The sequence below is a fragment of the Sphingomonas floccifaciens genome, assembly GCF_042681125.1.
GTDB lineage: Bacteria > Pseudomonadota > Alphaproteobacteria > Sphingomonadales > Sphingomonadaceae > Sphingomonas > Sphingomonas floccifaciens.
Map to the genome: position 1 here is coordinate 1 of NZ_JBHUFC010000038.1, position 19,483 is coordinate 19,483.

18 protein-coding genes and 1 pseudogene are annotated in these 19,483 nt (G+C 67.2%); 5 read left to right on the forward strand and 14 right to left on the reverse strand.

Annotated elements, in window-relative coordinates:
- Positions 1-358: pseudogene (locus ACFSC3_RS20695) on the forward strand (hypothetical protein); the annotation flags it as partial.
- 121 nt (positions 359-479) lie between these two features.
- Here ACFSC3_RS20695 and ACFSC3_RS20700 read toward each other — a convergent pair.
- Both ACFSC3_RS20700 and ACFSC3_RS20705 read right to left on the reverse strand, forming a co-directional pair.
- The gene (locus ACFSC3_RS20700) at positions 480-893 is read right to left on the reverse strand and encodes a hypothetical protein (RefSeq protein WP_203311528.1); all 414 of its coding nucleotides are present in this window, start codon (positions 891-893) and stop codon (positions 480-482) included.
- A gap of 41 nt (positions 894-934) precedes the next feature.
- Complete coding sequence (locus tag ACFSC3_RS20705; RefSeq protein WP_465270264.1) at positions 935-1,861, reverse strand: alpha/beta hydrolase family protein; 927 nt, start codon at positions 1,859-1,861, stop codon at positions 935-937.
- Between the two features lie 80 nt (positions 1,862-1,941).
- Between ACFSC3_RS20705 and ACFSC3_RS20710 the strand changes: the two genes are divergently transcribed.
- Both ACFSC3_RS20710 and ACFSC3_RS20715 read left to right on the forward strand, forming a co-directional pair.
- Entirely contained in the window at positions 1,942-2,439 is a 498-nt protein-coding gene (locus ACFSC3_RS20710) for a phospholipase D-like domain-containing protein (protein ID WP_203311530.1), read from the forward strand.
- A 27-nt stretch (positions 2,440-2,466) separates the two neighbouring features.
- The gene (locus ACFSC3_RS20715; protein ID WP_203311531.1) at positions 2,467-2,892 is read left to right on the forward strand and encodes a hypothetical protein; all 426 of its coding nucleotides are present in this window, start codon (positions 2,467-2,469) and stop codon (positions 2,890-2,892) included.
- On the opposite strand, the gene ACFSC3_RS20720 is transcribed toward ACFSC3_RS20715, so the two are convergent.
- The 4 genes from ACFSC3_RS20720 to ACFSC3_RS20735 all read right to left on the reverse strand — a co-directional run bounded on the left by ACFSC3_RS20720 (position 2,889) and on the right by ACFSC3_RS20735 (position 6,695).
- Complete coding sequence (locus ACFSC3_RS20720; protein WP_203311532.1) at positions 2,889-3,854, reverse strand: Dyp-type peroxidase; 966 nt, start codon at positions 3,852-3,854, stop codon at positions 2,889-2,891. The genes ACFSC3_RS20715 and ACFSC3_RS20720 overlap by 4 nt on opposite strands.
- Before the next feature lie 25 nt (positions 3,855-3,879).
- Positions 3,880-4,068 carry a hypothetical protein gene (locus tag ACFSC3_RS20725; protein ID WP_203311533.1) on the reverse strand — a complete coding sequence of 63 codons (189 nt, stop codon included), beginning with the start codon at positions 4,066-4,068 and terminating at the stop codon, positions 3,880-3,882.
- A gap of 114 nt (positions 4,069-4,182) precedes the next feature.
- On the reverse strand, positions 4,183-5,652 hold the full coding sequence (locus ACFSC3_RS20730; RefSeq protein ID WP_203311534.1) for an aldehyde dehydrogenase family protein: 1,470 nt from the start codon (positions 5,650-5,652) through the stop codon (positions 4,183-4,185).
- Between the two features lie 140 nt (positions 5,653-5,792).
- Positions 5,793-6,695, reverse strand: coding sequence for a LysR family transcriptional regulator (locus ACFSC3_RS20735; RefSeq protein ID WP_203311535.1), 903 nt, complete (start codon positions 6,693-6,695; stop codon positions 5,793-5,795).
- Between the two features lie 154 nt (positions 6,696-6,849).
- Here ACFSC3_RS20735 and ACFSC3_RS20740 point away from each other — a divergent pair, with 154 nt between their 5' ends.
- The gene (locus tag ACFSC3_RS20740) at positions 6,850-7,779 is read left to right on the forward strand and encodes a LysR substrate-binding domain-containing protein (RefSeq protein ID WP_203311536.1); all 930 of its coding nucleotides are present in this window, start codon (positions 6,850-6,852) and stop codon (positions 7,777-7,779) included.
- Here the strand turns inward: ACFSC3_RS20740 and ACFSC3_RS20745 are convergent.
- The 6 genes from ACFSC3_RS20745 to ACFSC3_RS20770 form a co-directional block, all read right to left on the reverse strand.
- Positions 7,776-10,034, reverse strand: a complete 2,259-nt coding sequence (locus ACFSC3_RS20745; RefSeq protein ID WP_238941210.1) for a TonB-dependent receptor — start codon at positions 10,032-10,034, stop codon at positions 7,776-7,778. The genes ACFSC3_RS20740 and ACFSC3_RS20745 overlap by 4 nt on opposite strands.
- Positions 10,035-10,148: 114 nt before the next feature.
- Positions 10,149-11,045: an SDR family oxidoreductase gene (locus tag ACFSC3_RS20750; RefSeq protein WP_203311537.1), complete on the reverse strand. Its 897-nt coding sequence runs from the start codon at positions 11,043-11,045 to the stop codon at positions 10,149-10,151.
- 13 nt (positions 11,046-11,058) lie between these two features.
- Positions 11,059-12,204, reverse strand: coding sequence for an acyl-CoA dehydrogenase family protein (locus ACFSC3_RS20755; protein WP_203311538.1), 1,146 nt, complete (start codon positions 12,202-12,204; stop codon positions 11,059-11,061).
- 12 nt (positions 12,205-12,216) lie between these two features.
- Positions 12,217-13,455 carry a thiolase family protein gene (locus ACFSC3_RS20760; protein ID WP_203311539.1) on the reverse strand — a complete coding sequence of 413 codons (1,239 nt, stop codon included), beginning with the start codon at positions 13,453-13,455 and terminating at the stop codon, positions 12,217-12,219.
- Positions 13,452-14,291: an enoyl-CoA hydratase/isomerase family protein gene (locus tag ACFSC3_RS20765; RefSeq protein ID WP_238941211.1), complete on the reverse strand. Its 840-nt coding sequence runs from the start codon at positions 14,289-14,291 to the stop codon at positions 13,452-13,454. Before ACFSC3_RS20765 ends, ACFSC3_RS20760 begins: the two co-directional genes overlap by 4 nt.
- A complete protein-coding gene (locus ACFSC3_RS20770) occupies positions 14,288-15,835 on the reverse strand; it encodes a class I adenylate-forming enzyme family protein (RefSeq protein ID WP_205492644.1) in 1,548 nt (515 codons plus the stop codon). The genes ACFSC3_RS20765 and ACFSC3_RS20770 overlap by 4 nt, the downstream gene beginning before the upstream one ends.
- 237 nt (positions 15,836-16,072) lie before the next feature.
- On the opposite strand from ACFSC3_RS20770, the gene ACFSC3_RS20775 reads away from it, so the two are divergent.
- Positions 16,073-17,191 carry a CaiB/BaiF CoA transferase family protein gene (locus ACFSC3_RS20775; protein WP_203311540.1) on the forward strand — a complete coding sequence of 373 codons (1,119 nt, stop codon included), beginning with the start codon at positions 16,073-16,075 and terminating at the stop codon, positions 17,189-17,191.
- Between the two features lie 103 nt (positions 17,192-17,294).
- On the opposite strand, the gene ACFSC3_RS20780 is transcribed toward ACFSC3_RS20775, so the two are convergent.
- On the reverse strand, positions 17,295-17,789 hold the full coding sequence (locus ACFSC3_RS20780) for a hypothetical protein (protein WP_203311541.1): 495 nt from the start codon (positions 17,787-17,789) through the stop codon (positions 17,295-17,297).
- A gap of 29 nt (positions 17,790-17,818) precedes the next feature.
- A complete protein-coding gene (locus tag ACFSC3_RS20785; protein WP_203311542.1) occupies positions 17,819-19,441 on the reverse strand; it encodes an FAD-dependent monooxygenase in 1,623 nt (540 codons plus the stop codon).
- Between the last annotated feature and the right edge of the window lie 42 nt (positions 19,442-19,483).

Sequence of the window (19,483 nt, forward strand, 5' to 3'; positions counted from 1 at the left end):
GGCTCATCATCGCTTCCATCAGGCGCATGACACGCCGTATCGCAAAACTCGAATTATGAGTCGGGCTCTCACATATACCACGGGATCGCTGGTCTGCATGGCTGTGATCGGCGCGGTTTTGCTTTTGCACTATGTTGCCCGGATCAACGCGGCATTTATATTCTGGGCGGCATTCGTCTTCACCAGGCCGTTCGGCGCCGACTTCGGGAATTTGCTCACGAAGGAAGCCGCCAAGGGCGGTTTTGGCCTCAACACGTTTGCGACTGCCTTGGTCTGCGTCCTGCTGCTTGCTGGCATTGTCGTGTGTTTCGAACGCCGGCAGCACCTTGTTGATGGACGTGGCCGCAGCCCAGCCTGAACAACTAAGCGGAGAGGCCGCCAGCGTACCTCCTAACTGATCCCATTTCTCGATTGGGATGGTTGATCGGGAAAGAGAACCCGTTCCCGAAACTCACCCAAACACGCTGTTGTGGGAACGGCTAACGCAACGGCGCTTTGGCTTCGGGGCCTTCGAACCAGCGGTTTATATCGTCGGGCGATGTGACCGCCGCCTGGTTGAACACGAAACGTGCGTTCGGGTAAGCGGCGTGGAGTAGGTTCACCAGCCCCTCGAACAGCAGCGTGTTGTCGGCGACGAGCCGCACCCCCGCGCCGATCAGCAGGGCGTCGAACGGTCCCTGTTCCACGGCCCTGCCGACGACATCCTCGGGCGTATCGCCGTTCCTGATGAGGACGTTGACGACCTCGAAGCCCGCCTGGCGCAGCATGGCGACGTTGCCGTCGTTCGCCTGCCGCAGCTTGTCCTCAGTCAACCCCTCGAATCGCTTGAACTCGGGCGTATCGAAATCGACGCGCTCCGGATGAAGGCCGGTTTGCAGGACGCGAATGGTCATGGCGGTTCTCTCCCGATGCTGGCGGTACGGAAAGCGCTAGCTTAGGCCAGTCCGACCGGCGGCTCGTCGGACCAGAGCTGGTCGACGCCGAGCGGCGCGCCATGCTGGTGGACGCGGGCTTCGCCCCAAGGCTCTGAGTGCATCTGCCCCAGCGTATCGACGACGTTGTAGGTCGACTCCAGCGGCTTGCCCGCGGCGCGGTCGGCGAGCCAGTCGGCGATCAGCGGGAAGAACGGCGTGCCGAGCTGCGATGAGCGCGAGCCGCCCATGCCGTGCTCCTCGCCAGCATACATCACCAGCGTCTTGGGCCCCGGGACGTTGTTCAGATGCTCGATCGTGCAGGCCGCATCGGTCAGCGAGTCGTCCTCGCCCGACATGACGAAACACGGCATCTTGAGCTCGCGGCTGATCCGGAACACGTCCATCCGGTCCATGATCCGCTCCAGCGCCTCCTCGTCGGCGGAGCCCGTCATGTACATGAAGCGCTGCCGGAACGTGGGCGCCGCCATCTGGAAGATCGCCCAGTTGCGCGGCTGGAAGTTGGTGTACATCACCGCCAGTGCCGCGAAGCGCGGCTCCGCCGCCGCCATCTGCGTCGCCCAGAAACTACCGAACGACAGGCCCCACATCATGATCCGCTCGGGGTCCACCTCCGGCCGAGCCGCCGCGGCGTCGAACGCGCTCGTGCCCAGCGCGCCCTGACGGTCGGGATCGTACCAGATGCCGCGGGTGAGGCACGTGCCCTGGCCGGGGCCGTCGAGCATCAGAATCGCAAAGCCGCGGCGCAGGAAGCGGTCGGCCGAGCCGCCGATCTGCAACTCCTTGAACGCGTCCATGCCGCTGACCATGACGAGGCAGGGCAGCTTAGTGCCCTCGGCATAGCCGGGGGGCAGGTGGAACCAGCCGGGCACGGTGGTATCGCCGAACCGCACCTCGACCGCCTCGACCCGGTGGTCGGCGTGCGGAATGTAAGCCGCCGCCGTCGCCGCTGCCCGACGGCTTTCCGGCCATCGCGGTCGGGACGGGGCCTCTGTCGTCGCGCGGGACCATGACCGATCTGTTCGTCGCCGTGCTGGCGGCTGCGCGCGAGACGGTGACGATCACCACGCCCTATTTCGCCCCCGATCCGCCGCTGATCGGCGCAATCGTGGCGGCGGCGCGGCGGGGGGTCGCGCTGCGTATCATCTTCCCCCGCCGCAACGACAACCGCATCGTCGGCGCGATCAGCCGAGCCTATTACCCGGTGCTGGCGAAGGCCGGCGTGCGCATCTTCGAATATCGCGGCGGCCTGCTCCACGCCAAGACGCTGATCGCCGACGGATCGCTCGGGCTGGTCGGTTCCGCCAACATGGACCGCCGCAGCCTCGACCTCAATTTCGAGAACAACATCCTGTTCGATTCAACCGACCTCGCCGAACGGGTCGCCGCGCATCAGCGCGCGTGGCTCGCGGATGCGATCGAGATCGACCACGGCGGCATCGCGGCGCGTTCGCTGCCGCGACGGTTCGTCGATAATCTGCTGACGATGATCGCGGCGGTGTTCTGACGTGGCGGGTGCAAGAGAGACCGGTCGATGGTGAACGTAACGGCGATCGTCGCGGCGCTGGTGGGATCGCTGGCGGGCGGCGTGGGGCATTACCTGCTCGCCCGGCGCTCGTCGCGTCAAACGCGGCGCGCGATGATGACCGGCCTGGTCGCCGAGGTCGCCGTGCTTCGCCATCTGCTCGACCTGCAGTTCGGCAAGGCCGGCACAGCGGACGGCCCCATCGCGATCTTTCCGCTCACCTATCACGGCGAACTGGCGGCGGTTTACGACGCGCTGAGCGCGCATCTGGGCAGTCTCGACGAACAGGATGCCGAGCGGATCGTGCGCTTTCACACGCTGTGCAAGACCATCATCGGGATGGCGGACACGACAGGTGCGCCGCCCGTCGCGCCAGCACTGATCGCCGAAACCCTGACGCTAGGCGAGGCGATCGTCGCCGACCATCGCGGTTAGCCGCCGCACAGCCCGGTGAGGACACGCCGCGACGGCGCGAAGAATGTCGTCCCCGTCTTCGGCGTGGAAAAGTCCAGCAGCCGGTCATGGCGGCCGGGCGGATCGCCGACGAACATCCGCTCGAGCATCTTCTCGATCACCCAAAGGCGTCGCGAATAGCCGATGAAATAGGTGCCGAACTCGCCGCGCGCGGGATCGCCGTACGGCATGTTGTCGCGCAGGATGTCGTGCTCGGTGCCATCCTCATCGACGATCGTGCTGAGGGTCTTGTGCGATTTCTGCGCGTCCGCGCCGGCATCGGGGAGCTCGACGTTATCGACCTTGGTCCGGCCGATGATCTCTTCCTGTGCGCTTGCTCCCGCCGCGTTCCAGCCCGTCATGTCGTGCAGGTATTTCTGCACCACGACATAGCTGCCGCCGGCGAAATCCGGGTCTTCCTCGCCTACCAGCGCGGCGGCCGGAATGTCGTGACCGGCGGGATTGGCGGTGCCATCGACGAAACCGAGCAGGTCGCGTGCGTCGAAATAGCGGAACCCGGACACAGCATCCACGACCCGCACCGCCTCACCGAGCGCCGCCAGCAGCAGCCGTTCGAACTCGAAACACAGATCGACCCGCTCAGCGCGGATATGGAACAACAGATCGCCCGGCGTGGCGGGAGCCTGATGCTTGGCGCCCACGATCGGTTTGAACGGATGCAGCTCCGCCGGCATCTGTGCGGTCTTCGCAAGTCGCCTCCAGATGTCATGGCCCACGCCGACCACGCACGACAACCGGCCGGCCAGATCGCGAAAGCCCACCGTCTTGATGAGGTCGTCGACCGTCGCCAGCGTCTCGCGCACGTGCGCCAGCGCCCGATCGTCCGGCTCGACCGCCACCACGAGGAACACTGCCGCCTGCGACAGCGGCGCCTCGACGCTCTGCGCGTCGATCGGCACACGCTCCCAGGTCTGTCCGGTCATCGTTCGTCCATTCGTCGCTTGTGTGTCAGGACAAGGCGCTGGCGGCATCGTCGATCAGGCCCGTCACCGCGTCGCGCCGAAAGGCCAGCGAAGCATGGCTCGCGTCGAGGCGGATGGTCTTGCGCGCGTCCATCCGGCCCGACATTTCCGGGTTGGCCCAAGGCGCCGCTTCGCCCCGGAAGCCGTGAGCGGGAACGATTGCCGGTTTCGCCATGTGACGTCTCCCGAATATGCCGCGCGTGCGCCATTGCCTTGAGGGCCGGTATCGATCCCGCCATGCGCGTTGGCAAGAGATGCGCCGGCGCGGAAGGGGTCGCAAGCGTTCGAGCTATTCCCCGAACGGATAGCGCGGTGCCTGCGTTCCTTCGATCGTGATCCACTGGATCTCGGTCAGTTCCTCCAGCCCGACCATCGCACCCGATCGACCGTAGCCGCTGTCCTTCACGCCGCCGAACGGCGCCTGCGCTTCGTCGTCGAGCGTCACCGCGTTGATGTGCGCCATGCCGGTGTCGAGCCGCTTCGCCATGTCGAGTGCCAACGTCACGTCGCGGCTGAAGATCGCGCCGGTCAGGCCGTAATCGTTGTCGTTGGCGACGCGCAGCGCCTCCTCCGCGCTATCGACCGTGACGATCGAGGCGAACGGACCGAACGATTCCTCGCGGAAGACGCGCATGTCCGCGGTCACGCCGGCCAGCACGGTGGCGGCGAAGCAGCGGCCCTGCACGGTGCCGCCGGCGAGCAGCCCGGCACCCTTGGCCACCGCGTCGTCGACCAGCCCGGTCAGGTGCCCGACCGACGCATCGTTGATGACGGGGCCGAGGATGGTGTCGCTCGCGCGCGGGTCGCCGACCTTGAGCTTCTTTGCCGCGGCCGCCAGCCGGCGGGTGAACTCCTCGGCGATGGGACGCTCGACGATGATCCGCTCGGTCGACATGCAGCCCTGGCCCGAATTGGCGAACGAGCCGAACACCGCGGCATTGACCGCGCGATCGAGGTCGGCGTCCTTCAGGACGATGAACGGCGCCTTGCCGCCCAGTTCCAGCACCACCCGCTTCAGATATTTCGCCGCTTTCTCCGCGATGATCTTGCCGACCCTGGTCGATCCCGTGAAGTGGATGCGCCGCACGGCCGGGTGCGCGATCAGCGCATCGACGATCGCCGGCCCGTCCTTGGGCGCGTTGGTGATGAAATTGACGACGCCGGCCGGGAAGCCCGCATCCTCGAAGCACTGGGCGACCAGGCCGTGGGTGCGCGGGGTCTGCTCCGACGCCTTGATGACGACGGTGTTGCCGAGGATCAGTGCGGCGGGGACCGAGGCGGCCATCAGGAGAACCGGCGCGTTCCACGGCACGATGCTGACCACGACGCCGGCCGGCTTGCGGATCGCGACGCTGGTGCGGTTCGTATTTTCCGACGGGATCACCTCGCCGGTCAGCCCCTCATAGGCGGCGCCGGCGGCGTAGCGCAGCTTCTCCTCCATGATCCGGGCATTGTATTCGCCCCAGGCGGCCGGGCCGCCCATCTCGGCGGTGACGGCGGCGCTGATCTCGTCCTTGCGCGCTTCCAGCGCGTCGGCGGCGGCGAGCAGATAGGCGCGGCGCCGGCTGGGCGGCAGCGCGGCCCAGCCGGCGAACGCCTTGTGCGCGGCGTCGGCGGCGCGATCGACATCCGCGACGGTCGCGGCGGCGGCACGGGTCGCCGGTTCGCCCGAATAGGGGTCAAGCGATTCATAGGTCGCGCCGTCCGACGCCGGCGTCCATGCGCCAGCGATCAGCAGCTGTTGGTGGTTGATGGCCATGAAACCGTTTCCTTCCGTCTGGCGGACGCCGTCGATCGAACCGATCGGATCCTGCCGTGACGAAGGAAATACTGTTCCCCGCCTTCGCGATAAACCGGCGGACGAAAAACGCACTGTTATTGATGCCAGAAACAATCCGGTCAGAGGTAGGGCTGCATCGTGGTTTCGACCCAGACCAGAAACGCGCGCATCTTGGCCGACAGATTGCGGCGGTGGGCCACCACGAACCAGACCGGCAACGGTTCCGGCGGATAGGCAGACAGGATTTCGACCATCTCGCCACTGTCGAAGAGCGGCTGCATCGCTGCGAGACCCGCCTGGATCAGCCCGATGCCCGCCAGCCCGGCGGCATGATACGTCTGGACATTGTTGACGCTGACGTCACCCGGCAGGCCGAGGGTCGCATAGCCGTCGCCGTCGGGATATTCCCAACCGAAGCTCCTCGTCCCCAGAGCTGGTGCATAATGCACGATCCGATGGCCCTGACGGACGAGATCGTCCGGCGTCAGGGGTGTGCCATATCGCGCGAGATAGGCGGGACTGGCGGCGTTCACCATGCGCAGCGCGCCGAGCGGCCGTGCGATCAGATTGTCGTCGCCGATCGTCCCGACCCGCAACACGCCATCGAACCCTTCCTGCACGATATCGACGCGCCGATCGGTGCTGGATATTTCAAGTTCCAGTCCGGGATGGGCGGCGAGCAGCGCCGGCAGCGCCGGGATCAGCATCGCGCGGGCCAGTTCGGTCGGCACATCGACGCGCAACCGGCCGCGCACCGTGCCGCCGTGCTGCGTGAACATGGCGTCCAGACCTTCCGCCTCGGCGAGCAATTCCATGGCACGCGCATGGAAAGCGCGACCGTCGTCGGTCAGATGAACCGCACGCGTGGTGCGATGGAGCAACCGGACGCCGACCGTCGCTTCCAGGTCACGCACCGCGGTGGACACACGCCCCTTGTGCATTCCGAGGCTTTCGGCGGCCCTGGTGAAGCTCGCCATATCGGCGACGCGGGCGAAGATGATGAGCGGGGTCAGATCGCGCATCACGCCAGTCTAAGGCAATCCCGCGGCGTGGCCATGTTCCGATCATCCCGGGCACCGGCCTGGGGCGCGGCGTTGCACGGCGACGACGCTTCGGGGCGCCGGCCACGGTGTCGACCTGTTGCGCGACGAGACGGGGCCGGCGTAGAATCCGTCCGTGCTGGATTCCCGTCTGAGATATGCGGTGGCCGTGGCCCGCGTCGGGTCTTTCTCGGGTGCGTCCAAGGCGGTCGGGGTTACGCAGTCGGCGATCACCAAGAGCGTCGCCGATCTGGAGCAGCAACTCGGCTTCGCGATCTTCAACCGGACGTCGCGCGGCGTGGCGATGACGCCGGAGGGTCGCGATTTCATCGACCGGGCGGCACGGCTGCTGGCGGATGCCGCAGACCTGTTCGGCGAGCGCGACCGGGGCGCCGACCCGTTCGCGGGGCAGCTTCGCATCGGCCTTTTCCCCGGATCGATCGACTGGCTGATGACGGGGCCGGCGATCGCGCTCCTGAAACGACATGCCGGCGTGCGCTTCGAAACCGTCTCCGGTAACAGCGAGCGGGCGGTGCAGTTGCTGTCGCGCGGTGACATCGACGTCGCATTCGGGCTGGAGGCCGCGTTTTCCGGCTGGCCGCAGTTCAAGTGCGATCGCATCGCGACGATCGAGATCCTTCCGTTCGTGCGCAGGGAGCACCCGATCCTGACAAGGCATTCGATCGACAAGCGGGCGCTGACGCAGTTCGATTTCGTCGTGCCGTCGTCGTCCGAACCCTATACGCCGATCATCCAGCAACTCTACGAGCAGGACGGTCAGCGCCCGGAGGATCGGGTGCACATGACCGACTATTTCCCGCTGGCGCGGCAGATCGTCGCCGCGACCGACACCGTCGGGCTGGTGGCCAAAGCCTTCACCGCCGGCCGCTGGTTCCGCGATGGGTTCGTCGCGCTGCCCGATACCGGACTGCTGGAGCCGCTGGTGCTGGCCTATGCCGCCCGCGCGCGCTGGCCGATCAAGCCGGCAGCGCGGGATCTGATCGCCCGCGTCCGCGAGGCCTGGACGCCGGCGCCGCGGAGCGAGGCGCCGGCGACGAACGGCTAGAAGTTCAGCGCGAACTCGCCGCCGATGACCCTCCCCTTGTTAAGCGGCGACAGGCTGGCGCCCGGTCCGCCGAACGCGACGGTGAGCGGCGTATCGCCACCATAAGTCACTTCGTTCAGCAAGTTGCGGGCGTAGGCCGAGAGGCGCCATTTGCGGCTCGCGGCGTTATAGGTGAGGCTCGCATCGAGCATGTCCGCAGCAGGCAGAAAGCCGACATTGTTGTCGGTGAACCGGGCGGTGTCGCGATGGGTGAAATCCACGCGTGCGGTCGCGCTCCCCAGCGCGCCCAGCGCCTGATCGTAGGTCAGCCCGGCGCCATAAGTCCAGGGTGACAGCCGCGGCAGCTTCAGGTCGCGATCGATGCCGTTGATGACGCCGTCGCCGCTGATGTCGAAGCGGACGTTGCGATACTGGCCGTGAACATAGCCGAGCTGCCCGGACAGGACGAGGTTGGGCAGGATGAAGAACTGACCCTCCGCCTCCACGCCCTGGATCGTCGCGTCGGCGGTGTTGCGGATCACCTGGCTGACGCCCAGCGGGCCGGGCAGGTTGATCTCGCGCTGGAGGTCCTTCATCCGGTTATGAAAGGCTGCCAGGTTCAGCCGGCTGCGTCCGAACTGCTTCTTCGTCCCGATCTCGAAACTGTCCTGGACCTCCTGATCGAAGGGGCCGGGCGGCACGCCAAGATCGGTGTTGCGCAGGTTATAGCCACCGCTGCGGAAGCCACGCGTATACAAGCCATAGACCTGCGTCTGGTCATCGGGCTTCCATTGCAGCCCGACCTTCGGTGTGAAGCTCTTCCAGTCGTTGCTGTCGACGAAGTTCGTCGCGCAGCGCAGCGTGTCGAGGTCGCAGCCGTCGGCACGCAGGGTCGAGATGCGCACGGCCTTGCGCTCCCAGCTATAGCGACCACCGAGATTGAACGTCAGCGTGTCCGCGAAATGCCAGTCGGCGGACGCAAAGATGCCCCATGTCGTCTGGTCCTGAGTCCCGCCCCCCGAAACGATGCGGCTGTTGCCGAGAAGGTTGCGCCGCTCGGCATAGGCCAGATCCTGTGTAAAATAATACAGGCCGGTCGTCACTTCCACAGAGCCGAACTTACCGGCATAGCGCAGCTCGTTACTGAGCTGTTTCTGAGCGATGTTGAAGAAACCGTTGAAGAATGACTGCGGCGTGCCATCGATGTCGGTCGCGGTTCTCGAGCGGAACTGGCGGTAGCCCGAGATGTTCGTGATGACACCGTCGCCAAAGCCGACATCGACATTGGTTTCGACGATCGCCTGGTTCCAGATCGCCTTGTAGAAGCCCGGAAAATCAATCGACAGCGCGAACGTGTCACGCGGGAGTACCGCGTGACTCTGGACCGGCGCCCCGTCTCCATCGACGTCGCCGTGTTCGTAGCGGATGTCCATGCGGAAATCGTCCCCGCCTTTGACGGAGAGCGCGGGGCGGACAATGATGTCGCGCGACCTGCCAAAACTCCGACCGTCGAAGCGATTACGGAACCAGCCGTCGTCGTCGCTGTAATAGACCGCCAGCTTGGCCGCCAGCACGTCGTCGATCAGCGGCCCCGTCACCATACCGCTGACGGTCTTCTTCAGGCCGGTCTCGACCGAAGCCTTGGCGTTGGCGCGGAACGTGAAGCTCGGACGTGTCGTACGCATCACCACCGCGCCGCCCGTCACGTTGCGGCCGAACAGCAGCCCCTGCGGTCCGCGCAACACCTCCACCCCCTCGAGGTCGAAGTTATCGAGCACGACGCCCGCGTTGATGCCCAGATAGATGCCGTCGACGAAGACGCCGACGGTGGGATCAATAGACGGGATGGTGCTGTTGATGCCGAGACCGCGAATGGTGAAATTGGCATATCCCGGCGCGGTCCCAACGCCGTCGAGCTGCACGTTGGGCACGTCGTAGCTGAGGCTCTGAAGGTTCTGGACGAACTTCGCGTCGAGCTGAGCCTCGCCGAACGCCGTCACCGCGACCGGCACGTTCTGCACGCTCTCCCCATAACCCTTCTTGGTGGCGGTCACGACGATGTCTTCGGACAGTGCTTCGGTGGCGCTCGATGCAGGCGCTGCGGTTCCCGCCGGTGCAGGCGTCCGGGCCGCCGGTGGCGCGGGAGCATCGGCCCCGGTCTGCGCAGGCGCTTGCCCCTGTGGTCCGGCTTCGGCGGCAGTCGGTGCCGGCGCCTCTTGCGCATGTGCCGGCCCTGCCGAAACCAAGGCGGCAGACGTCAGCAGCCAGTATTTCATAGCCCCTCTCCATATTGTCTGTATTTTTGTCGAGGCAGGATCACCTGCCTCGTGCGCGCCGTCCAATTCAATGCGCGGGCGATCTATTCCCTCGGCTCATGTCCTGGATCGTCGTCATGCCGTCCGCTGAACGGCGGTCAGGCTTTCGTTCATCGTGGTTGGGTGCTCGGCGTCGGTAAAGTCGGTGATCCCGGCCCAGTGACGCGCCACATCGTCGGGTGTGAAATCGGTCGTGCCACCGAAACGATGGCCGTGCGAACGCTCCCAGCGCAGCTTCGCGATATAGCCGGCACCGACCTCGAACAGGCCCTTGGTTTCCGCGCAGGCCTCATGTGCCAGCCAGCCGACCAGCGGGCTGATCGCTTCGGGTCGCAGACGATCGAGCAGTTCCTTCGGGAACACCGTCTCGGTCATCCGCGACGCCGCGATCGGCGCGATCGTGTTGACATGGATGTTTTTGGCTCGCCCCTCCTCCGCCAGCGCGTTGGCGAGGCCGACGATGCCGAGCTTCGCCGCCGCATAGTTCGCCTGGCCGAAATTGCCGTAGATGCCCGCCGCCGAGGTGGTCATCACGATCCGGCCATAGCCCTTCTCGCGCAGCACCGGCCACGCCGCCCGGGTGACGGCGCACGTGCCGTTCAGGTGGATGTCCTGCAGCAGCTCCCAGTCCTGATCGGTCATCTTGTGGAAGCTGACGTCGCGCAGGATGCCGGCGTTGTTGACGACGACATCGACCGTGCCGAACGCGTCGAGCGCGGTCGCGACGACACGCGCGCCATCGGTGACGGAATCGTGGTTCGCGACCGCCTCTCCCCCGGCGGCGCGGATTTCCTCCACCACCTTGTCGGCGGCGGCGGACGAACCTCCGCCGCCGGTTTGTCCCCCGCCCAGATCGTTGACGACGACGCGCGCACCCCGCGCGCCGAACATCAGCGCATGCTGGCGCCCCAGCCCGCCGCCCGCCCCGGTGACGATCACGACGCGGCCGTCGTAGCGAAGTTCTTCGGTCATGATCGTGCTCCCGTCAGCGGAACGCGCCGACGCCGGTCAGCGCGCGCGAGATGATGAGCTTCTGGATCTCGGTCGTGCCGTCGGGGATCGGGCAGATGATCGCCTCCCGCACCAGCCGCTCGACGATGAACTCGCGCGTCACGCCGTTGCCGCCGTGGATCTGGAGCGCGTCGCGGGTCACGCCGATCGCCATTTCGGTCGCATACCATTTGGCCATGGCGCATTCGGTTTCCGCACGGACGCCGGCATCGACCAGCGAGATCGCGCGGTGCGTCAGCAGCCGCGCGGCGTCGATCTGCGTCGCCATGGTGGCGAGCTTCTCGGCGATGAGCTGATGCCCGGCGATCTTGCGGCCATGCTGCGTGCGCTCCTTCGCGTAGGCGATCGCCTCGTCCAGCGCGCGACGGGCGATGCCGATGCTCCACATCGCCATGTGGCAGCGCGCGATCTCGAACACCTTCAGCGTGTTGCGCAGCCCGTCGCCGGGCTGGCCCAGCATGTTGCCGACCGGCACGCGGCAGTCGGTGAGGAAGATCTGCGCGGTCGACTGGCCGTTCAGCGCCATCTTCTCGATGTCGCGCACCTCGTACGGGCTTTCGGCGCGGTCGATCAGGATATGGCTGATCTCGTTTTCGCCGGTGCGGCAGGTGCAGACGAGCACGTCCGAATAGGCGCCGTTGGTGATCCACGTCTTCTCGCCGTTGATGACCCAATGGTCGCCGTCGCGCACCGCGCGCGTCTTCACGGCCGCCACGTCCGAGCCGACATCGGGTTCGGAAATGCCCATCGAGACGAACAGCTCGCCCGCGATCAGGCCGGGCAGGTAGCGCCGCTGGAGTTCGGGCGAGGCGCTGCGCCGGATCAGCTCGGCACCGACCGCGTTGATGAAGCCCGGAATGGCGACGTCGAGCGAGGAATAGACGATTTCCTCGAAGATCATGAGATGCGTCAGCCACCCCATGTCGAGGCCGCCCCATTCCTCGTCGTGCGGCGCCGCGATGTGGCCGAACCGGGTCAGCTCGCCGGTCCATCGCCGCATCAGGTCGCGCGGGATGAAGCCGGGGCCATGCGCGCGGATCTCGGGTTCGAGCTTGTCGTCGAGGAAGCGGCGGACGCTCTCGACGGCCATCCGCTGTTCGTCACCGGGCAGGAAATCCATGCTCTTCGCTCCCTATCGGCCGAGGACGGTGACCGCGACCACGGCCTCCTCCACCCCCAGCACCCCGCCGCCGTTCTGCGCGACCGCGATCCGGGCGCCGTCCACCTGCCGCGCGCCCGCCTCGCCGCGCAATTGCGCGACCAGTTCGTAGATCTGGCCGAGGCCGGTCGCGCCGATCGGGTGGCCCTTGCATTCGAGGCCACCCGACGGGTTCACCGGAATGCGGCCGCCGATGACGGTATCGCCGCGCTCCGCCGCGACGCCGCCCTCGCCGGGTGGCACGAGGCCCAGCGCCTCGATCTCGATGATCTCGCCCATCGCGGTCGCGTCGTGCACTTCCGCGACATCGACATCCGCCGGATCGACCCCCGCCGCCGCATAGGCGCGCGTGGCGGCGAGCCGGGTGACGTGCCGGTCGTAATCATACGGGCTGCGTTCCGAGCTCGTCTGCAACACCGAGGCGAGGATGCGGATCGCCCGCCCGCCGGAAGCGGTCAGCTTGCGCAGCCCGGCGGCGTTGCAGATCACCGCGGCCGCCGCCCCGTCGCTGATCGGCGAGCACATCGGCAGCGTCAGCGGAAAGACGATCGGCGGCGCCGCCAGCACCGCCTCCACGGTGTAGGGTATCCGGTACTGCGCCAGCGGGTTGCTGACCGAATGCATGTGGTTCTTCGCGGAGACCGCCGCGATCTGCGCCTGCGTCGAGCCGTAGGTCTTCATGTGCGCGCGCGACATCGCGGCATAGATGTCCATGAAGACGCTGTAGGGCTGCGTCGATACCGATCCCTCCGGCACGGCGACGCCTTCTCCCATCGCCAGCAGGATATCGCGGTTGCGCGCCGTCTCATGCACGTCCCACGCGCCGTCGAACGCGCTGAACATCAGCGCCTTGTCGGGCGAGCACATCTTTTCCGCGCCCAGCGCCAGCACGACATCGACCGCGCCCGAGCGGACATAGGCACTCGCCATGTGCACCGCGGTCGAGGCGGTGGCGCAGGCGTTCTCGACGTTGACGACGGGCACGCCCTGGATGCCGACCGCGCGCGCCACCAGCTCGCCGCGGATCATGTCCTGCCCTTCCATATGGCCCTGGACGCAATTGCCGAAGAACACCGCGTCGATATCCGCCGGCCCGCAGCCGGCATCGGCGAACGCCTGCGCCACGGCATCGCCCGACAGACCTTTCAGGCTGCGATCGAGCTGCTTGCCGAACTGCGTCATGCCGACGCCGGCGATGAAGATGTCGCTCATTGTCCCGTGAACTCCGGTTGGCGCTTTTCAGCGAAGGCCGTCAGCCCCTCCTGCAGGTCGTGCGAGGTGGCGTAGTCGGCGACGATCTCCAGTTCGCGGCGCAGGCCTTCCTCCAGCGAACAGCCGTCGGCGATCGCGGCCAGTTCCTTCATGCGTGCCAGCCCGAGCGAGCTCTTGGTGGCGAGCGTCTCGACCAAGGATTGCGCCGTCTCGACCAGCGCGTCGCCCGGCACGATCCGGCTCACCAGCCCCGCGCGCTCCATGTCCGCCGCGGGCAAGAACTCCCCCGTCATCATCAACCAGGCCGCGCGCGCCGGGCCGATCTTGCGCGGCAGGCGGATCGAGCCGCCGCCGCCGGGCAGCAGTCCGTAGTTCGCGTGAGCATCGCCAAATCGCGCGCTGTCGGCGGCGACCACGAGATCGCAGCACAGGACGAGTTCCAGTCCGCCGGCCAGCGCCAGCCCGTTGACCAATGCGATCGTCGGCAGGGGCGAGGCTTCGATCCGCGTGAAGACACGGCCCAGCTCGGCGAGAAAGTCGCCCAGCGGCGCGGCGATCGATCCGCCATGCGCATGGAGCGCCGCAAGATCGGCACCCGCGCAGAATGCGCGTCCTGCCCCGGTGACCACTACCGATCGCACCGCCGGGTCGGCCTCGGCGGCCGTGATCGCCGCCTCCAGCTCATGCGCCATTTCGAGCGTCAGGCTGTTCAGCGCCGCCGGGCGGTTGAGCCACACCCAGCAGGCGGGGCCGCGCTTTTCGACGACAATGGTCTCGAACGGGATGGCATGTTCCATGGGGGTGACGGGGGATGCGGCGGGACGGTCGGCGGTCATGCGCCCGAAATCCGGCTGGCATGGCCGGCCCAATAGGGCTCGCGCAGCTTCGACCTCAGCACCTTGCCGACGTTGCTCAGCGGCAGAGGATCGGTGGTGAAGACGACCTGCCCGGGCTTCTTGAACGACCCCAGCCGCCGGCTGACGAGATCGGTGATCTCCTGTTCGGAGATCACCGTGCCCGGCGCGACGACGACCCGCGCGAGCGGCGTCTCCCCCCATTTCTCGTGCGGGATGCCGAACACGGCGGCGGCGATCACCAGCGGGTGATCGGCGATCACGTTCTCGATCTCGGCGGGGTAGATATTGTACCCGCCCGACACGATCAGGTCGTTGGCGCGATCGAGCAGATAGAGGAAGCCGTTGGCGTCGATCCGGCCGACGTCGCCGGTCTTCACCCAGCCGTCGACCATGCGCTGCGCGGTCTCCTCGGGATCGTTCCAGAAGCCCTGCATCTGGCCGTTCTCGAACCTTGCGACGATCTCTCCCGGCTCGTCGGGTCCGAGCACGCGCCCGTCCGCATCGCGGATCTCCAGATCGACGAACGGCATCGCCCGACCCACCGACTGAAGCGGTGTCGACCCTTCGGTCCGGCCGAACCATTCTCTCGGCCCGAGTGACGTGACGGGCAATATCTCGGTCTGTCCGTACGCCGAGTGTAGCACCTCGTCGCCGAAGATCTCGCAAGACTTGCGTAGCGTCGCCTCCGAGATCGGGGCTGAGGCGCTGAGCAGGCACTTCAGCTTCGGAAAGGCATGCCCATGCGGGTTGCCGTGATGGACGACGGCGTTGAGCATCGTCGGGGCGACGAATGCGTAACCGACCTCCTCCCGCTGTAGAATATCGAGGAAGCCTTCAGGGTCGAACGCCTCCATCATGACGTTGCGCCCGCCGATCGCCCAATAGGGCGAGAACATGAAGCCCGAGGCGTGCGACAGCGGGCCTACGTGCAATACCGTCGCGCCCGGTTCCGGTCGTGGGCCGACCGCCTGGAATCCGCCGCAGATCGTCATCCAGGAACGATGGGTATAGGCTACGCCCTTCGGCGCGCCAGTGGTGCCGCCGGTGTGACGGATGACAAGGATGTCGTCGGGCGCGATCGCCGGATCGGGATCGATGTCCGATGCCTGCGCGAGCCAGTTTTCGTAGCGCGCATCACGCACGATCAGGCGGTCGAGGCCCGGCACCTCCGAGTCCAGCCCGGCGATCTCAGGCAACAGCGCCTCGTCGACCAGCGCCACGCGGCATCCGGTGTGACGCATCATGTGATCGTGGGACTCGCGCCGGTTTCGCGCATAAAGCGGCACACGAACGAAGTTGCCGATCGCCGCGGCAAGAAAGATATCGACCGCCTCGACCGAATTCTTCTCGAGCGTCGCGACCCTGTCGCCGGGCTGGAGGCCGGCATCGGCCAGCGCGTTCGCCAGCCGCACCCCGCGCGACCACGCTTCGGCGAAGGTGAAGCGACGATCGCCGTGGACCAGCGCCTCGCGGTTCGCGAAATAGGCGGCCGCGCGTCGAAGCTGGGTGCGCAGCTCCATCATCCATGCTCCCGAGCGGCAGCGGCGCGGGGTTGCACACGGCAGATCGGGCAGGTCAGGATATGCGCCATCGGGCCTCTCCACGCACGCCGTAACCGGCATTTTATTGAGCGTAGATCGGAAAGCGCGGCCGACTTGTCCAATGCATTTCGGTCGCGCGATATTCCTGTTCTTCATGTTCGGCCGACACGGAATCGTGCCACGATCCGGCCTGGAGCCTATCAAGGGAGAGGATGGCGCATGAGGGATCACGGGCCGCTCGCGGGCGTGCGGATCGTCGAGATTGCCGGGATCGGTCCCGCGCCGTTCTGCGGCATGCTGCTTGCCGATCTTGGTGCCGACGTCGTCGTCGTGGGCCGGCCCGCGCCCGATCCCGACGCACTCGATCTCGGCAGCGCGTCGATTCTCGACCGCGGCAAGCGGTTCATCCAGCTCGACCTGAAACAGCCCGACGGCGTGGCAGCGGTCCTCGACCTCATCGAGCATGGCGACGCCCTGATCGAGGGGATGCGGCCCGGGGTGATGGAACGGCTGGGCCTCGGTCCCGACGTCTGCCTCGCCCGCAATCCGGCGCTGGTGTTCGGGCGGATGACGGGCTGGGGACAGGACGGTCCGCTGGCGCAGGCCGCCGGGCACGACATCAACTATATCGCGCTGTCAGGCGCGCTCTGGTACGCCGGCCAGCCCGGCACGCCGCCGGTGGCCCCTCCCAGCCTGGTCGGCGATCTCGGTGGCGGCGCGCTCTATCTCGCGGTCGGCCTGCTCGCCGCGATCCTGAGCGCGCGTTCGACCGGCCGGGGACAGGTGGTCGATGCCGCGATCGTCGACGGCAGCGCCCATCTGATGAACCTGCTGCTCAGCCTGAAGGCGGCGGGCCATTTCGTCAGCGAGCGGGGCCGCAGCATCCTCGACGGGCCGCACTGGTACGCGACCTATCGCTGCGCGGACGACCGGTTCGTCTCGGTCGGCTCGCTCGAACCGAAATTCCATGCGCTGCTCCGTGAGAAGCTGGGACTCGCCGACGATGCCGATTTCGCCGATGGTTACGATCCGGCGCGCTGGCCCGATCTCAGGCGGCGTTTCGAGGCGCTGTTCCGGCAACGCACCCGTGATGAATGGTCGGCGCTGCTGGAAGGAACCGACGCCTGCTTCGCGCCCGTGCTCGACCCGGACGAGGCCGCATCTCATGCCCATATGGCCGGTCGGCAGATCTACCGGAGCATCGACGGCGTGCTCCAGGCAGTGCCCGCGCCACGGTTTTCGGTGACGACATCTGCCATGTCAAGCACACGTTCCGTCAGCGAGTCCCGGCCGGGTGCAATCATACGTGAATGGCGGGATCTGCGGAGCCGACCCTGACGGCTTCGAGGGCGGCCGGCTGCTGGCTGCCTATGGTCCCGCGTTGCGGAAAGCGCGCTTGGGGGGGGGAGCGAGGCGCGATTCTCGCGTGTCCGGAACCTCGTCAGGTTCTGCGATGAACGGGACACGGCGGTGGCGCGCCCGATGTGGCGGGCGCGGCGTCGGGGCCATGCGCGCCGATCCCGCCCGAGCGTTCGGTGGGCGCGGCCTGGTAGCACTCGGTCTTCTTGCGCTCGAGCGCGTAGTTGAGGTCGGTGTTCTCGAAGATCGGCCATTGCGCCGCGCCGTACATCACCGAAGCGGCGAAGAAGCCGTCGCTGGCGGTGACGTGGTGCCCTTGGCTGTCGGCGGCCATCGCCTGAAGCTCGTAGCGCCGGGCGAGGCGCGCGAACTCGCGGGTCATGTCGTCATAGCGCTTGATCTGGCCGGCGAGCCCCATCACGCCGCCGGCCCAATCGGAACTCATCGGCGCGGCGTAGTAGTGGAGGCGCGTCTGGTCGAACTCGGGACCGGCCAGCTCTACGATCTTGTCGATCAGCCAGCGCTGATCCTTGAAGCGTTGGACGCGCGCCTGGGTCGTGAACGGAACGGTGGGCATGGTGGAACTCCGTTGGCGGTCGGAAGAGGTCAGGCGGCGTGCAGCAGCTGGTGAAGCGCAGCCTGGCAGGCGGTCGTGTCGAGGCCGTCGCCTCGCCAGGCGACGAAGCCGTCCGGCCGCACGAGCAGCAGCGCCTGCGCGTCGTCGGCATGAAGGCCGTAGGCCGCGAACAGCTCGGCGCGCTCGACTCGCTCCACCCGCGGGTGCGCCGGCATGTCGAGCCGCGCGGCGATGCGGGGCGTTACGCCGGGCATCGCATCGAGCCCGGCCGCGAGCCGGTCGGCCGTCTCCGCATCGAGCCGCTTGCGCGACAAAGCGAGCGCGGTGAAACCGTAGCCCGCGATCAGATCAAACAGGTCTCGGCCCCGGCGTAGCGGCGCATCGGGCGCACGCTCGCCAGCCTGCGGACCGGCCTTGCCGTCCCTGGCCGCGCCGGGCTCGGCATAGCCGACGTCGATCTGCGACAGCGCGCGGAAGGCGAGCGTCTGCACCCGGTCGAGCTGCGAGGCGGGACCGATCACCAGCGGCGCGAGCGCATCGCGCAGCTTCGCGCGCCAGCCGGTCTGCGAGGCGCTGATGTCGAACATGCGGTCGGACAGTTCGAGGACGTGGTGCGCGACGGGCAGCCGCTCGGCCTCGTAGCTGTCGAGCAGCGCGTCGCCGGCATCGCCCTTCAGCACCGCCGCCAGCTTCCAGGCGAGGTTGGCCGCGTCCTGGAGCCCGGTGTTCATGCCCTGACCGCCGGCCGGCGAATGGATGTGCGCGGCATCGCCCGCGACGAACACGCGACCGACGCGGTAGCGGTCCACAACCCGGTGCTGCGACGAGAAGCGGGTCAGCCACACCGGATCGTGCAGCCGCACCGGCCGCACCGCCGCCTCCGCGAACCCGGCCTGGAGGTCGGCGAGGTCGAGATGCGACCAGGCCTGATCCTGCGTCGGCTGCGGGTCGAGGTCGGTGGTCATCACCCGCGCCGCGCCCTGCCCCTGGAACGGCACGTACAGCCCGAGCCGATCGCCGTTGAGGAAGACGCGGAAGCGCTTTTCCGGCAGGTCCCAGTCGACCTGCACGTCACCGAGCAGGAACGCCTGCGGGTATTTCGCCCCCTCGAATGACAGGCCGAGCTGGTGGCGGACCAAGCTGTGCGCGCCATCCGCGCCGAGCAGGTAGCGCGCCCGGAACGTCAGAGGCGAGCCGTCCGCCCCGGCCGCCTCCACGACGACCGCATCGCCGTCATCGCGGAAGCTCTTGGCCTCTACACTGCGGTCCACCACCAGGCCGGCATCGGTCAGCGCCTCGATCAGCACCGCTTCCGTCCCGGCCTGCGGGATCATGGTGATGAAGCGGTATGGCGTGTCGTCGGCATGGGCGTGATCGAAGTGGAAGCCCCCGGCGCGCTTGCCGCCGACGAAGATGTCAAAGTCGCTGTTGGGCACGCCGTGCGCGAACACCCGGTCCGCGAGCCCCAGCGAGGCGAACAGCTCGACCGAGCGCGACGACATGACGCCAGCCCGCGACTCGGCCGAAGGCTCAGCGCGCTTGTCGATCACCCGGACATCGACGCCGCAGCGGCGCAGTAGGTAGCTCGCCATCAGGCCGGTCGGCCCGGCGCCGATCACCAGCACGTCGCACGAGATCACGTCTGCCGTCACGATCAGCCCTTTCGAAGACGGCTGACCATATAACTGATCAAT

Bases quoted from the DNA above. Each gene is read 5' to 3' on its own strand.
- ACFSC3_RS20700 (WP_203311528.1), bottom strand. From the start codon at position 893: ATGACCATTCGCGTCCTGCAAACCGGCCTTCATCCGGAGCGCGTCGAT.
- ACFSC3_RS20710 (WP_203311530.1), top strand. From the start codon at position 1,942: ATGACCGATCTGTTCGTCGCCGTGCTGGCGGCTGCGCGCGAGACGGTG.
- ACFSC3_RS20715 (WP_203311531.1), top strand. From the start codon at position 2,467: ATGGTGAACGTAACGGCGATCGTCGCGGCGCTGGTGGGATCGCTGGCG.
- ACFSC3_RS20720 (WP_203311532.1), bottom strand. From the start codon at position 3,854: ATGACCGGACAGACCTGGGAGCGTGTGCCGATCGACGCGCAGAGCGTC.
- ACFSC3_RS20725 (WP_203311533.1), bottom strand. From the start codon at position 4,068: ATGGCGAAACCGGCAATCGTTCCCGCTCACGGCTTCCGGGGCGAAGCG.
- ACFSC3_RS20730 (WP_203311534.1), bottom strand. From the start codon at position 5,652: ATGGCCATCAACCACCAACAGCTGCTGATCGCTGGCGCATGGACGCCG.
- ACFSC3_RS20735 (WP_203311535.1), bottom strand. From the start codon at position 6,695: ATGCGCGATCTGACCCCGCTCATCATCTTCGCCCGCGTCGCCGATATG.
- ACFSC3_RS20745 (WP_238941210.1), bottom strand. From the start codon at position 10,034: ATGAAATACTGGCTGCTGACGTCTGCCGCCTTGGTTTCGGCAGGGCCG.
- ACFSC3_RS20750 (WP_203311537.1), bottom strand. From the start codon at position 11,045: ATGACCGAAGAACTTCGCTACGACGGCCGCGTCGTGATCGTCACCGGG.
- ACFSC3_RS20755 (WP_203311538.1), bottom strand. From the start codon at position 12,204: ATGGATTTCCTGCCCGGTGACGAACAGCGGATGGCCGTCGAGAGCGTC.
- ACFSC3_RS20760 (WP_203311539.1), bottom strand. From the start codon at position 13,455: ATGAGCGACATCTTCATCGCCGGCGTCGGCATGACGCAGTTCGGCAAG.
- ACFSC3_RS20765 (WP_238941211.1), bottom strand. From the start codon at position 14,291: ATGACCGCCGACCGTCCCGCCGCATCCCCCGTCACCCCCATGGAACAT.
- ACFSC3_RS20770 (WP_205492644.1), bottom strand. From the start codon at position 15,835: ATGATGGAGCTGCGCACCCAGCTTCGACGCGCGGCCGCCTATTTCGCG.
- ACFSC3_RS20775 (WP_203311540.1), top strand. From the start codon at position 16,073: ATGAGGGATCACGGGCCGCTCGCGGGCGTGCGGATCGTCGAGATTGCC.
- ACFSC3_RS20780 (WP_203311541.1), bottom strand. From the start codon at position 17,789: ATGCCCACCGTTCCGTTCACGACCCAGGCGCGCGTCCAACGCTTCAAG.